Source organism: Cedecea neteri, from assembly GCF_000757825.1.
Classification (GTDB): Bacteria; Pseudomonadota; Gammaproteobacteria; order Enterobacterales; family Enterobacteriaceae; genus Cedecea; species Cedecea selenatireducens.
In genome coordinates, this window is the sequence record NZ_CP009451.1 from 4,517,314 (window position 1) to 4,530,166 (window position 12,853).

Annotated in this window: 13 protein-coding genes; 9 read left to right on the top strand and 4 right to left on the bottom strand. The window is 54.7% G+C overall.

Annotated features, from left to right (window positions below; translation table 11 throughout):
- Positions 1 to 45: 45 nt before the first annotated feature.
- Together JT31_RS20905 and JT31_RS20910 are read left to right on the top strand one after the other, a co-directional pair.
- Positions 46 to 750, top strand: coding sequence for an alpha/beta hydrolase (locus JT31_RS20905; RefSeq protein ID WP_052049033.1), 705 nt, complete (start codon positions 46 to 48; stop codon positions 748 to 750).
- Positions 751 to 826: 76 nt separating this feature from the next.
- Positions 827 to 1,402, top strand: a complete 576-nt coding sequence (locus JT31_RS20910) for a UPF0149 family protein (protein ID WP_052049034.1) — start codon at positions 827 to 829, stop codon at positions 1,400 to 1,402.
- 41 nt (positions 1,403 to 1,443) lie between these two features.
- Here the strand turns inward: JT31_RS20910 and ftnA are convergent, their stop codons facing one another.
- Positions 1,444 to 1,941 carry a non-heme ferritin gene (ftnA, locus tag JT31_RS20915; RefSeq protein ID WP_038481694.1) on the bottom strand — a complete coding sequence of 166 codons (498 nt, stop codon included), beginning with the start codon at positions 1,939 to 1,941 and terminating at the stop codon, positions 1,444 to 1,446.
- A 348-nt stretch (positions 1,942 to 2,289) separates the two neighbouring features.
- Between ftnA and JT31_RS20920 the strand changes: the two genes are divergently transcribed.
- Positions 2,290 to 3,471: a NupC/NupG family nucleoside CNT transporter gene (locus JT31_RS20920; RefSeq protein WP_038483415.1), complete on the top strand. Its 1,182-nt coding sequence runs from the start codon at positions 2,290 to 2,292 to the stop codon at positions 3,469 to 3,471.
- A gap of 43 nt (positions 3,472 to 3,514) precedes the next feature.
- Here JT31_RS20920 and JT31_RS20925 read toward each other — a convergent pair whose 3' ends face one another.
- From JT31_RS20925 to yecR, 3 genes are all read right to left on the bottom strand, one after another.
- Positions 3,515 to 3,952, bottom strand: coding sequence for a DUF3574 domain-containing protein (locus tag JT31_RS20925; protein WP_038481697.1), 438 nt, complete (start codon positions 3,950 to 3,952; stop codon positions 3,515 to 3,517).
- Positions 3,952 to 5,226 (bottom strand): MFS transporter, encoded by a 1,275-nt coding sequence (locus JT31_RS20930; protein ID WP_038481700.1) that lies wholly within the window; start codon positions 5,224 to 5,226, stop codon positions 3,952 to 3,954. The genes JT31_RS20925 and JT31_RS20930 overlap by 1 nt, the downstream gene beginning before the upstream one ends.
- Positions 5,227 to 5,367: 141 nt before the next feature.
- Positions 5,368 to 5,709, bottom strand: a complete 342-nt coding sequence (yecR, locus tag JT31_RS20935; protein WP_038481702.1) for a YecR family lipoprotein — start codon at positions 5,707 to 5,709, stop codon at positions 5,368 to 5,370.
- A 340-nt stretch (positions 5,710 to 6,049) separates the two neighbouring features.
- Here yecR and JT31_RS20940 point away from each other — a divergent pair, with 340 nt between their 5' ends.
- From JT31_RS20940 to JT31_RS20965, 6 genes are all read left to right on the top strand, one after another.
- The gene (locus JT31_RS20940; RefSeq protein WP_038481705.1) at positions 6,050 to 7,207 is read left to right on the top strand and encodes a methyl-accepting chemotaxis protein; all 1,158 of its coding nucleotides are present in this window, start codon (positions 6,050 to 6,052) and stop codon (positions 7,205 to 7,207) included.
- A 233-nt stretch (positions 7,208 to 7,440) separates the two neighbouring features.
- Positions 7,441 to 9,030: an ABC transporter substrate-binding protein gene (locus tag JT31_RS20945; protein ID WP_038481708.1), complete on the top strand. Its 1,590-nt coding sequence runs from the start codon at positions 7,441 to 7,443 to the stop codon at positions 9,028 to 9,030.
- Positions 9,031 to 9,094: 64 nt separating this feature from the next.
- Positions 9,095 to 10,048 (top strand): ABC transporter permease, encoded by a 954-nt coding sequence (locus JT31_RS20950; protein ID WP_038481711.1) that lies wholly within the window; start codon positions 9,095 to 9,097, stop codon positions 10,046 to 10,048.
- 35 nt (positions 10,049 to 10,083) lie between these two features.
- The gene (locus JT31_RS20955) at positions 10,084 to 10,896 is read left to right on the top strand and encodes an ABC transporter permease (protein WP_235212892.1); all 813 of its coding nucleotides are present in this window, start codon (positions 10,084 to 10,086) and stop codon (positions 10,894 to 10,896) included.
- Positions 10,889 to 11,866 carry an ABC transporter ATP-binding protein gene (locus JT31_RS20960; RefSeq protein WP_038481717.1) on the top strand — a complete coding sequence of 326 codons (978 nt, stop codon included), beginning with the start codon at positions 10,889 to 10,891 and terminating at the stop codon, positions 11,864 to 11,866. The genes JT31_RS20955 and JT31_RS20960 overlap by 8 nt, the downstream gene beginning before the upstream one ends.
- Positions 11,859 to 12,833 carry an ABC transporter ATP-binding protein gene (locus JT31_RS20965; RefSeq protein WP_038481720.1) on the top strand — a complete coding sequence of 325 codons (975 nt, stop codon included), beginning with the start codon at positions 11,859 to 11,861 and terminating at the stop codon, positions 12,831 to 12,833. Before JT31_RS20960 ends, JT31_RS20965 begins: the two co-directional genes overlap by 8 nt.
- Positions 12,834 to 12,853: the final 20 nt, after the last annotated feature.

Here is a 12,853-nt window from a genome sequence, read left to right on the forward strand (position 1 = left end):
AAAAATGCCATGCTAAGCCATTCATTAGCACTCCATCAGGCAGCCATGAACACCACCTCCCGCCACGCTTTTGACGTTGATTTTCAGGGCCACAGGCTCCAGGCCGACAGCATATACGGCAGTAATGGCCACGTGTTGATGATCCACGGTGGCTCAAAAGACCGTGAGGCCGGCTTGAAATACCGGCATCTGATGGCGGAGCTGGGCTTTGGCAGCACGGCGTTTGACTGCATCGGTCATGGGGAAACCGGCGGCGAGCTGTCTCATTCCTCACTGATTAGCCGTACAGAGCAGGCCAGAGCAATAGCCGATCGTTTGGGTTCTCAGCTCACCGCTTGCATGGGCGTGAGTATGGGCGCTTACAACGCGCTGCATCTCAGCAAGTTTGTTCCTCTGCATGCGCTGATCTTGATGGTGCCCGGCGTGTATCATCCTGCGGCGTATCGAGTAAATTTTGGGCCTGAATTTTCCACCATCATTCGTCAGCCGCGCAGCTGGGAAGAAAGCGATGCGTGGCAGCTTGTGTCTGAATTTAGCGGTAATGTCCTGGTGATTGCCGCCGCTGAAGATCGGGTGATTCCGGCAGAGATCCCGCCGCGGCTTTATGACTCAGCCTCGGGCCAGGGGAAACATGCCTTGTTGACGGTGCCTGATTCAGACCATAGCAGCGTGTGGCCGGCGCTACAGCACAGCCCTCAACTCTGTGATAAAACCCGCTGTTTACTGATGGAATGCCTGACGCCGACGTAATGGAACATAACCTTTCGGGCAAGGAACGGGTACAATGCGCTACATTTTTTAAAACCGCGAAATGAGGAGCCCACAGATGACCCAGGGACCGCTGAACGAAGACGAAATTATTTGGCTTGATGATGTGCTGCTGAAGTACGGCACCGCGCATTCGGTGATTGACGTGGCCGAACTGGATGGGTTGCTCACGGCAGTCCTTTCTGGCCCTAAAACGATCGAGCCTGCCACCGTGCTGCGGGCCGTATGGGGCGGTGATGTTGAGCCTGAGTGGGAGTCCAAAGAAGAACTTACCCGCTTTAACGTCCTCGTGTTCCAGCACATGAATGACATTGCGGAGCGTCTGGCAGAATATCCTGGGCAGTTTGAGCCGCTGTTTGGCACCAGCGAAGTAGACAACCGTGAAATTACGATTGTTGAAGAGTGGTGCTACGGCTATATGCGCGGTGTTTCACTGGAAAGCTGGCCTGCGCTGCCCGCTGAGCTTCAGCCTGAGCTGGATGCCATTGCGCTGCACGGGCTTATAGAGAATGAAGAGCAGTTTGAGAACCTGACGCCGGAAGCGTTTCTGGCAAGCATCGAGGCAATTAAACCTGCAGCGCTTGCGCTTTATGGCTACTGGCACAGCCAGCGCGATGGGGCTTCGCTGCACTAAAATAGAATCAGCAGGCCGTAAGGCCTGCTGACTAAGAGCAATTAAGCCTGAGTGTCCAGGGTTGCCAGCTCTTTATCAACGAAGTACAGACCTTCGCCGCTTTTACCCACCAGGCTGAGTTTATCCAGCACGGATTTAAACAGTTTTTCTTCTTCATGCTGCTCGGCAACATACCACTGCAGGAAATTAAAGGTTGGATAATCCTGAGAAATCATTGCGGAGTGGGCCAGCTCATTAATCTGACGAGTAATTAACTGCTCGTGCTCGTAGGTGGCTTTAAATAATTCATCCAGCGAAGCATATTCTAAATACGGGGACTGAATGGCGTTAATACGCGGCATGCTCCCGGTATCATTTAAATAAGCAAACAGACGCTGCATATGCTCCATCTCTTCCTGAGCATGGCGGCGCAGGAAGGCGGCGGCCCCTTCAAAGCTGTGATAGCTGCACCAGGCGCTCATCTGCTGATAGAGCAGGGAGGAGTAGAGTTCAAGGTTCATCTGCTCGTTAAGTTTTTCAATCATTTCCGTCTTCAGCATCACAGGCTCCATAATTTGTGGGGGCGTTAATATGGCGCTACTTTAATTATTTATTTTCCCGAATGCAAAGAAAATGTTAATTATATTAGTGTAATGAGAATGGTTGTTACTATTATTTTATTTGTGACATTATGAATTAATAATGAGAATTACTCTTGTTCCGTTTCTTTATTTAACGCCTGCATAATGCGTAATACATCCGTCATATTGTGCGCTCGAAATGATAACCATGCTAAGAATAAGCGTATGTTGTCATTGGAAAAACTTATGGCTAAATATTCTTATGCCCGCCATTTACCTGGCGCAGGAGGTGTGGCTAAATACGTTTCTTTCAAAACTAGACTGCACATGAATATTCTTCATTTTCTTCTCGCACTTGTTGTCATCATGGGGCTGGCCTGGCTGGTGAGCTTCGATCGTAAAACCATCCGTGTCCGCTATTTGTTACAACTTATCGTTATTGAAGGCCTGCTGGCTTTCTTCTTCCTGCACTCCGACAGCGGGCTGTGGGTGATTAACGGCGTGTCCGGTTTCTTTGGCCACCTTCTGACCTTTGCCGGACAGGGCAGTGATTTCGTCTTCGGCGGAATGAGCAAAGCCGGGCTGGCCTTTATCTTCCTCGGCGTGCTGTGCCCGATAATCTTTATCTCTGCGCTGATCGGGATTCTTCAGCACTTCCGCATTCTGCCTGTTATTATTCGCATCGTCGGCACGCTGCTTTCAAAAGTGAACGGCATGGGCAAGCTGGAGTCGTTTAACGCCGTCAGCTCGTTGATTCTGGGCCAGTCAGAAAACTTCATTGCCTACAAGGGCGTGCTGGGCGACCTGAGTTCTCGCCGCCTGTTCACTATGGCCGCCACGGCAATGTCCACCGTTTCGCTGTCGATCGTCGGGGCCTACATGACGATGCTGGAGCCGAAGTACGTGGTGGCTGCGCTGATTCTGAATATGTTCAGCGCCTTTATTATCCTGTCTATCATCAACCCGACTCGTCCGGGCGCTGAGCCAGAAATTAAGCTTGAGAAGATGCACGAGTCGCAGAGCTTCTTCGAGATGCTGGGGGAGTACATCCTCGCGGGTTTCAAGGTAGCGATGATTATTCTGGCGATGCTGATTGGTTTTATTGCGCTTATCAGCGCCGTTAACGCGCTGTTTGCCACGGTCTTTGGCATGAGCTTCCAGCAAATTCTTGGCTACGTGTTCTATCCGTTTGCCTGGCTGGTGGGTATTCCTCAGGCGGATGCGCTGAAGGCGGCCGGAATTATGGCAACCAAGCTTGTGGCTAACGAATTTGTGGCGATGATTGAGCTGCAAAAGATCATGGCAACGCTGTCGCCGCGTGGCCTCGGGATCCTGTCCGTCTTCCTGGTGTCGTTTGCTAACTTTGCTTCAATCGGGATTGTGGCCGGCGCCATTAAAGGGCTGAATGAAAAGCAGGGGAACGTGGTTTCTCGCTTTGGCCTTCGCCTGGTTTACGGCGCGACGCTGGTCAGCCTGCTGTCGGCGGCGTTTGCCGGCCTGGTACTGTAAAATAAAACGGCGGGGAAACCGCCGTTTGTTTAACGAAGAACGATCAGAATGCGGCACAGACCGGCTGGTCAACGCGCATCACAGATTCCTGCGCAAAGCGGGTTTTATAGATAGCACGCAGCTCGTCAACCTTCTTACTGCTCTCAGCATCGCTGCCGCGGATCAGCATAATCGCCTTGCTCGGTTCGTGCGTCACTTCGCCTTTCGCATTCAGCCACTGGCCTTTGGCGTCATACTCAGTCAGCCCTTCGCGGAAGCGTGGGGTGACGTCTTTATCCACAAAGCTACGCCACTCGTTCGCGGTAATTATCGCGCCGGATGGGCGGCTAATGCCGAAATAGAGCGTGGTTTGCGTCATTGCGTCGCCGACCTGGCACTGCTTAGCCGGGGCCGTAACCGCCGTGGTCGTTTTTGCCGGGGCCACACAGCCCGCCAGCACCAGGGCTAATGCCCCTGCAAGTGTTGCTTTATAAAATGCCATTATCCACCTGTCTTACTGTCATCATCATTATTAAAATTAAGTGCGGAATGATTCCGCCGCGCTATCAAATTACAATTTGGTGTTTTTCGCAAGTCACCGAGCATCAACAGGGCAAGAATAATCCCGGTGATGCCGCTCCCGAGCAGCACCCACTGCGCGGGGAAGCGATCTGCAATCATCCCGGTGACTAGCGGGACGACGAGCGTAAGACCCAGCTGCAGGCGCCAGCTGGAGGCCATTGCCGCGCCAACCTGGCCGGGGGGAAAGCTGTCCATCACGTTAAGCGTTGCCACCAGATAGAACCAGTTGCTGAACAGGTGGGCGATAACGATAAGCGGCACGGCAATCCACAGGCTGCCTGACACAGCGACGGTGAAATAACAAAGCGTGAAAAGTAAGAGCGCCAGCATCAGGGGTAACGTGGCGCTGGCGCGGTAACGCACCTGTTTCTCGCTGAGAACCAGCGGCGCTAAGAGCTGCCCAACGCTGCGGGCAAACAGCAGAATGAGCCCGTTGTCGGTGTTATCGCCAGGCAATGCGGGCGCAAGTGCCGGGAGCAACGCCATCACCGGAGCCCCAACGAGCGCCAGGCTGGGCAGCAACAGCAGGCTGCGTTTTTGCCCTGGCGGCAGTCCGCGCCAGCTAAACCTTTCGTCTTGAGCGGACTCCTGTTCCTCGTCACTCTGCGTGGTAAACGAGACGGCAGCTCGCCATAGCAAACCGGTCGCGAGGGTGAAGCTGAGCGCATCCATCAATAGCATAAGCCAAAGGCTGATATGGCCGTACAGCAGCGTGCCTATGCCAACGCCGAAAATCACGTTGGCGGCGAATACCAGCGTTTCAATTCCGGCGGCAGCGGGCATCAGTGTTTTGGATAATCCTTGTTTGAAGAGCTGGCTGAGCACCGGCACCGTCATACCTGTGCTAAACGCCGCCGCGGCCTGGCTTAACAGCAGCATTACCGGGTGGTCAACGAGTAGCGCAATGCCCGGTAGGATCAGGCCTGCGAGGCCCAGTGCCTCGCCGAGAATAAGTACGGAAAACGCCGGCCATCGTCTTAATAACCACACGCCAAAGAAGCTGGCGGGTAAGCCGGGAGCGAGGGCGAGCACGTAGGCGAGAGAAAGCCAGGCGGGCGTGGCATGGCTGTTTAAAAGTTGGCTGAAGACCAGAACGTAGGTCAGGCCGTTGCCAATCGATGAAAACAGCAGCGCAAGCCCGAGTAGCGTGAACCAGCGGTGCTGGCGCAGGGCGCGTAGCAGCAAAAGAATCATGGTAAGTTCCTGATGAATAAACAGCGTCAAGCCGCCGTTTTTGAAAACGGCAGCGCGAGAAAGTTATCGTCAGGAAGGGTTACATTGGCGTCAGGATTCTCTTTGGCTGGATGTCACTAAAAATAGAGAAATTTTCAGGAATTACCAGTTACTGGTGACGCCCGCATACTGTGGACCGCTCACGCCACGGCACTGGTACTCCAGCACAACCTGGGTATTCAGGCAAAGGGTGCCGCTGTAGGTCGTACAGGTTTTGACGTCGCTGCCGTAAGGGAGCGCGCTGGCATAGCCCCACTGCTGGCACTGGCGCGAGGCGGTTGACTGTGCGAGGAACTTGTCCACTTTGGCCGTCTGAAGCGGCGGCAGGTTATAGGCGAGACGAACAACGCCGGCTGGCTCGTTAGCGTTGAGCGGGACGGGCGTTTTGCTTACGGTGCATCCACCCAGGAACAGGGCGGCAACGGCCAGATAAATGCGCTTCATCTTTATTAATACCTCATGCTTAACCGCTTTTATGGTAGCACGCGGGGCGGCCAGAAAAGTCGGTTCACTGCTGTGGGTAACGGATTCTATAAATTTCGAATTTTAAATAATCCTTAATTCAAATTACGGCATAAAAACATTTCACCTAACGTAAATTCCCCACAAAATGCGCGGCGATTTTTTGATCAAATACGCGTCAAGTTTTGCTGAAACGTGCCGACAATAGCGCTACGGCGCGATTTAATTTCACTTATGCAGGTATACGAGGGAATAAATCAGGACGCGCGCCGCTAAAGCCGCACAGGAGGTGCATTTTATTTTTGACCGGGGAACCAGACAGATGAATGTGATTCGCAATATAAAAATCCGCGCGATGGTGGTGCTGATACAAGTCTTTTCGACGTTAGCCTGGATAAGCGTCGCGGGCGCGACGCTTTGGCTTTTACACAACCTCAAGCAGCAGCTCGCGCTGAGCCCGGACCAGCTGGCATGGATTAACATGGCCCAGCTGATGTTGATGCTTTCAATCGCTATTAGTATTGCGATTACCCTTTTTACCGAACGCTACCTGTGGTTTTGCCTGGTGAAGCCGGTCAATACAATCCGTAATCACATGCATGTCCTGGCGCGGGGCGAACTGGCCACGGCGCTGCCGGATTTGGGTCGTAACTGCATTGGCCTGATGGTGCCGCCTATTCAACAAATGCAGGATAACTGGGAAAAAGCGGTGAGCCGCATTCGGGACAGCGCCGATGCGATTCGCACCAGTGCCACCGAGGTTTCCGGGGTAAATACCGACCTGTCATCCCGTTCCGAGCAACAGGCCGCCGCGCTGGAACAGACCAGCGCCAGCATGGAGCAGTTGAACAGTACGGTGAAGCTCAATGCCGACAACGCGAACCACGCCAGCCATCTCGCGCAGAACGCCACCAACACGGCGGTGAACGGTGGGGCATCGGTGAAGCAGGTGGTGAAGACAATGGATGTTATTGCCAGCAGCGCGAATAAAATCGTTGATATCACCACGGTGATTAACAGCATTGCGTTCCAGACCAACATCCTGGCGCTGAACGCGGCGGTCGAGGCGGCAAGAGCGGGGGAGCAGGGCAAAGGGTTTGCGGTCGTTGCCAGCGAAGTGCGTAATCTGGCCAGCCGCAGCGCCGGGGCGGCAAAAGAGATTGAAACGTTGCTGAATGAGTCGGTCAGCAATATTCACACCGGCTCGCAGCAGGTGAAAAAGGCCGGGGAAGCGATGGATGAGATCCTCAAGGCCGTGAAGCAGGTCAACGATATTATGGGCGAGATTGCCAGCGCATCGGTTGAACAAAGCCAGGGGATCGGGCAGGTGGGCGTGGCCGTGCGAGAGATGGACAGCGTAACGCAGCAGAACGTTAATCTGGTGCAGAAGTCGGTGCTGTCCTCCGGCGAGCTGGAGAAACAGGCGCACCATCTGCACGATGTGGTGGCGATGTTCCGCCTGAGCGGCAGCGGAAGCTGAAACGAATGAAGTGATAAAGCAGCCAGATGGCTGCTTTTTTTACGCCTGTACGCGGTGAGGTGACGAAAATTATGTGACGCGTGCCGGTTAAATAATATTCCCTTCAGGCGTTGCGCTCAGGCGACATGCGGATAGTCAAAATTTGGCTAAGCTTATGCTTTTTAGGCACATTTACAAGCGATAGTGAGTGTCGCACTATGCGGGCTCTTATTAAGCAAGGAGTTTCTGAAGCAATGCGTAAACCTCTGGTATTGTCGGTGCTGGTCGCCGCGCTGGCCCTGGCATTAAGCGGCTGTGATGACGCCAAAAAAGAAACCGCGGCCGCACCTGCCCCGGCAAAAGAAGCAAAGCAGGGCGGCAGCCTGATTATCGGCATCACGTCCGGCGATCCGTTGGCCATGAACCCGCTGTATGCCAGCGACCGTACTACGTTAACGATTATGCAGGCGCTTTATTCGCCTTTATACAGCTACAACGGGGACAAAATCGAGTGGGGCCTGGCGGAAAGCCTGACGCCGTCTGCGGATAATCTCTCCTGGACGCTGAAGCTGAAGCCCGGCCTGAAATGGCAGGACGGCCAGGCCATTACCGCCGATGACGTGGTGTTCACCTTTAATAAGCTGCTGGATGAAAAACAACACAGCTTCTTCCGCAGCATGTTTGTCTATGGCAACAAGCCTCTTAGCGTGAGCAAGGTGGATCCGCTGACGGTGAAATTTACCCTGCCGCAGGTGAGCGCCGCCTTTGCCGGTACGCTGGTGCAAATCTTCCCGATCCCGCAGCATATCTTCGACAGTGAAAAAGGCGATCTCGAAAAGAGCGCCCGCAACGAGGCACCTGTCGGATCCGGTCCGTTCAAATTTAAAGAGTACCGCGCCGGGCAGTACTACGCCCTGACGCGTTTTGACGACTACTGGAACGGCAAACCGAAGCTGGACTCGGTCACTTATCGCTTTGCGAAGGATGCGAACTCGGCCAACCTTGCGCTACAGAACGGTGAAATCAACCTTAAGATGGTTGACCCGCAGGACGTCTCTCGCCTGAAGGCCACCGGCAAGTTTGATTTTGTTATCTATCCGGAAGGCCGTCTGGCCTATATGACCTTCAACCAGAACGTCGACAGCATGAAAAGCAAGGATCTTCGCCAGGCCATTGCTTACGCCCTGAATAAAGACGATCTGGTACAAACGGCATTTACCTCACTCGACTACGCCAGGCCTGCGGCTTCTATCCTGACCCCGGATACCCTCTACCAGACCAGCGACGTTGAGCAGTACAAGTTCGATATTGAAAAAGCCAAAGCGCTGCTTAAAGCCTCCGGGCAGCCGGACGGCCTGAAGCTGCGCCTGGCGTACATCAACAGCAATAAAACCCAGGAAAGTATGGGGCTTTATATTCAGCAGCAGCTCAAGGCGATTGGCATCAACGTAGAGCTGCTGGCCCTGGACGCTAACGCGATGTCACAGCGTAGCCAGGACATGAAGAATACGGCCTGGGAGCTAAGCCTGGGCGGATACATCATGGGGTCAGAGCCGGACGGCTATAAGTCGCTGTACATGAGCAACGAAGCCTATAACTACGCACACTATAAGAACCCGGCGTTTGATGCGCTGTGGGAGCAGGGGGCTACCGAAACGGATGCCGTTAAGCGTGCGGCCATCTACAAACAAATTCAGCAAACCGTAGCCAACGATATGGCCTGGTATCCTGTTGCCTACACCAACGCGGTCGTGGCGGTGGATAAACGTTTTGGCGGCACAAAAGAGGCGGAGCCTAAGCCTGTTTATATGTTCCAGGATCTGTCGAAGATTTATCAACAATAACAGGGAATGACCCTCGCCCTGGCGTGCTCTTACGGCGCGGCGGCAGGGCGGGGGCGGTAAAAATATGAATAACCTTCTTTTCCGGCGTTTGCTGCAGCTGTTCCCGATGCTGCTTTTTATCTCGCTGGTCTCTTTTTTACTGGTAAAGCTTGCTCCGGGCGACCCTGTTCAGGCGTATATCACGCCGCGCATGAGCCCGGATGATATCGAACGTATTCGTCAAAGTATGGGCCTGGATAAACCGCTGCCGGTGCAGTATTTGCTGTGGTTGAAAAATCTGCTGCAGGGCGACCTGGGCTACTCGCTGATTTATCACCGTCCGGTGCTGACCATGATTGCCGAACGCATTCCGGCCACGCTTGGCCTGATGGGCGCGTCACTGCTGTTGGCGATTGTGCTGGCGATCCCCCTTGGGCTGCTGGCCGGCGCGTTTAAACACCGCTGGCTGGATCACGTGTTGAATCTCTTTGCCTACGTGGGTATTTCGGTACCGATTTTCTGGTTTGGCATCCTGCTGATTACCGTGTTTTCGGTGCAGCTAAACTGGCTGCCCAGCATGGGGATGAGAACGATTGGCATGGAAGATTCGTGGCTTGATGTTGTGCGCCACGGCATTCTGCCCTGTATTGCACTGACCTTTTACAACCTTTCCAGCTACGTGCGCTATATCCGATCTAATACCATTAGCCAGCTGTCCGCCGACTACGTGCAAACCCAGCTCGCCTACGGTGCGACCCGCAGTGCCATTCTGTTCCGTCACGTGCTGAAGAACGTGCTGCTGCCGGTGATTACGCTGTTTGGTCTTTCCTTTGGCGAGCTGATCGTGGGGGCTTACGTCACGGAAAGCGTCTTTTCCTGGCCGGGGATGGGGCTGCTGGGGATCCAGTCCATCACCTCCCTGGACTACCCGCTGATCATGGCCATTATCCTGCTTTCTTCTTTGATGCTGATTGCGGGAAATTTACTGGCCGATCTTCTGTATCGCGTGGCGGACCCGCGCATTAAGGCGCTGAGGTAATGATGAGCAGAAGATGGACACAGGTTAAACAGGGCATGAAACACAGCCGTCCCGCGCAGTGTTCGCTGGCGGTGTTGGTGCTTTTTGCGCTGGCGTCATTGTCGGCATTCTTTAGCCCCTGGGACCCAAACCAGATGTCGCTCCAGGCGCGCATGCTGCCGCCGGATACCGGGCACTGGTTTGGCACGGATGAGTACGGCAGGGACTACTTTACGCGTGCGCTTTACGGCGGGCAGATTTCCCTGATGGTTGGGTTTCTGGCGATGCTGTTCTCCACGCTTATCGGCACGCTGGTGGGCACGGTCAGCGGCTACTTCGGGGGTAAAATAGACAACCTGCTGATGAGGCTGGTGGACATACTCATGTCGATCCCGGCCTTTTTCCTGCTGCTGGTGCTCAATGCTTACCTGAAGCCCGGCATAGCTAACATTATCCTGATCATCAGCGCGCTGACCTGGATGAACATGTCACGCCTGGTTCGCGCAGAAACCTTGACGCTAAAAGAGCGTGAGTACGTGGTTTACGCGCGTGCCTCCGGTGAGCATCCGTTGTTGATAATCGCCCGCCATATTATCCCCAATATTTTGCCGACGATTATCGTGGCGGCGACCCTGAATATCGCCTCCGCTATTTTAATGGAGTCTACATTGAGCTTTCTTGGTCTTGGCGTACAGCAGCCAAATGCCTCCTGGGGCAGCATGCTGAATAATGCCCAGTCTTACATCGGTGAAGCGTCCTGGCTTGCCATGTTCCCCGGCGTGCTGATCCTGCTGACGGTGCTGAGCTTTAACGTGCTGGGCGATGTGTTCCGCACCGCCTTTGAGCCGGGAGCAAACCGCGATGAGTAACCTGCTTGAAATCGATAGTCTGAAAACATCCTTCTTTACCCGCGACGGCGAAGTTCATGCGGTGCGTGGCGTCTCCTTCGGCGTGCGGCGTGGAGAAGTCGTGGGCATCGTCGGCGAGTCTGGCTGTGGGAAAAGCGTCACCTGCAAATCTGTTATCAATTTGCTGGGGAGCCACGGCAGGATAGTGGGGGGCCATATTCGCTTTCAGGGCGAAGATCTGGCCCGCAAAACGCCGGAGCAAATGCGCCATCTTCGCGGCAGTGAGATAGCGATGATTTTTCAGGATCCGATGACCGCGTTGAACCCGGTGCTGAGCATCGGGCGGCAGATGAGTGAAATCATTATTCGTCATCAACGCCTGAGCAAAAAGGCGGCTAAAGAGAAGGCGATTGCGATGCTCGGGCAGGTGGGCATTAGCCAGCCGGAAAAACGCTACGACCAATACCCGCACGAATTTAGCGGCGGCATGCGCCAGCGGGTAATGATTGCCATCGCGCTGTCGTGCCATCCGTCTTTATTGATTGCCGACGAGCCGACTACCGCGCTGGACGTGACAATCCAGGCGCAGATCCTGCGGCTGCTTAAACAGCTTCAGCAGCAGACGGATACCGCAATTTTGCTGATAACGCATGATTTAGGCGTGGTGGCGCAGGTGTGCTCGCGGGTGGTTGTGATGTACGGCGGGCTGGTGATGGAACAGGGAAGCGTAGAGGCTATTTTTTATCGCCCCTCGCATCCCTACACGCGTGGCCTGCTGGCGTCGCTGCCCCGTCCTGACGGCAGTGAAGAACGCTTGTCTCCGATAGAAGGGAGCCCGCCCGGCTTGCTGAATCCCCCTGCGGGCTGTCCATTTGCCGCTCGCTGTCCGCAACGCATGGCCGTTTGTGATAAGGCGGCACCTAAACACACGTTCGCCGACGGCCACGAAGTTAGCTGCTGGCTGTGGGAAAAAGAGGTGGCTCATGCCTGAGGTTATTCCACTGATTAGCGTCCGCAACCTGAGTAAACATTTCACCTCTGACCGGGGCTGGTTCGGGCCACGCACGACGGTAAAGGCCGTGGACGGCGTCAGTTTTGATATTTATCCAGGGGAAACTTACGGCCTGGTCGGAGAGTCGGGCTGCGGCAAGTCAACGCTAGGCCGAAGCCTGTTGCGGCTGTTCGACATCACCGAAGGTGAGATTGAGTTTGACGGGCAAAACATTGCCGGGCTAAGCGAACGTCAGCTGAAACCCGTCCGCCGCCGGATGCAGGCCGTTTTTCAGGATCCTTATTCCTCACTGAATCCAGGCATGACGGTGCAGCAGCTGATTGCCGAACCGATGCGTATTCACGGCTACGATGCTGAACGGAGGAAAAGTCGAACGCTGGAGCTGCTGGGGCAGGTGGGTTTAAGCCGTGAGCACCTCGATCGTTTTCCTCACGAGTTCAGCGGCGGGCAGCGCCAGCGTATCAGTATTGCTCGCGCGCTGTCGGTGAACCCCGAGTTCATTCTTTGCGATGAACCGCTGTCCGCGCTCGATGTGTCAGTGCAGGCGCAGGTGGTAAATCTTTTGCAGGATCTGCAGCAGGCATCAGGCCTGACCTACCTGTTTATCGCTCACGATCTGTCGATGGTGCGCCATATTTCTGACCGTATTGGCGTGATGTACCTCGGCTCGCTGGTGGAGGAGGCTCCGGCAGAAACGCTGTATAACCAGCCGGCTCACCCTTACACCCGGGCGCTGCTGGCGTCTATTCCTCTCGCCGACCCGCATGTACAAATGCTGGAGCAGGGCGGGCTAAAAGGCGAAACCGCCGGGGAGATTGGTGCAGGTACACGTTGTAAATTTGCTGACCGCTGCCCGCGAGCTATGGAGAAATGCCATCGGCAGCCTCCGCAAATGCAGGAGATCTCGCCGGGGCATCGCGTTGCCTGCTGGCAGTTTGAAAAGTAAATCCACGGGGGCTTTTGTCC

What these genes read in the sequence shown, in the direction of transcription:
- JT31_RS20905 (WP_052049033.1), top strand. Translation starts at nt 46, where the DNA reads ATGAACACCACCTCCCGCCACGCTTTTGACGTTGATTTTCAGGGCCAC.
- JT31_RS20910 (WP_052049034.1), top strand. Translation starts at nt 827, where the DNA reads ATGACCCAGGGACCGCTGAACGAAGACGAAATTATTTGGCTTGATGAT.
- ftnA (WP_038481694.1), bottom strand. Translation starts at nt 1,941, where the DNA reads ATGCTGAAGACGGAAATGATTGAAAAACTTAACGAGCAGATGAACCTT.
- JT31_RS20920 (WP_038483415.1), top strand. Translation starts at nt 2,290, where the DNA reads ATGAATATTCTTCATTTTCTTCTCGCACTTGTTGTCATCATGGGGCTG.
- JT31_RS20925 (WP_038481697.1), bottom strand. Translation starts at nt 3,952, where the DNA reads ATGGCATTTTATAAAGCAACACTTGCAGGGGCATTAGCCCTGGTGCTG.
- JT31_RS20930 (WP_038481700.1), bottom strand. Translation starts at nt 5,226, where the DNA reads ATGATTCTTTTGCTGCTACGCGCCCTGCGCCAGCACCGCTGGTTCACG.
- yecR (WP_038481702.1), bottom strand. Translation starts at nt 5,709, where the DNA reads ATGAAGCGCATTTATCTGGCCGTTGCCGCCCTGTTCCTGGGTGGATGC.
- JT31_RS20940 (WP_038481705.1), top strand. Translation starts at nt 6,050, where the DNA reads ATGAATGTGATTCGCAATATAAAAATCCGCGCGATGGTGGTGCTGATA.
- JT31_RS20945 (WP_038481708.1), top strand. Translation starts at nt 7,441, where the DNA reads ATGCGTAAACCTCTGGTATTGTCGGTGCTGGTCGCCGCGCTGGCCCTG.
- JT31_RS20950 (WP_038481711.1), top strand. Translation starts at nt 9,095, where the DNA reads ATGAATAACCTTCTTTTCCGGCGTTTGCTGCAGCTGTTCCCGATGCTG.
- JT31_RS20955 (WP_235212892.1), top strand. Translation starts at nt 10,084, where the DNA reads ATGAAACACAGCCGTCCCGCGCAGTGTTCGCTGGCGGTGTTGGTGCTT.
- JT31_RS20960 (WP_038481717.1), top strand. Translation starts at nt 10,889, where the DNA reads ATGAGTAACCTGCTTGAAATCGATAGTCTGAAAACATCCTTCTTTACC.
- JT31_RS20965 (WP_038481720.1), top strand. Translation starts at nt 11,859, where the DNA reads ATGCCTGAGGTTATTCCACTGATTAGCGTCCGCAACCTGAGTAAACAT.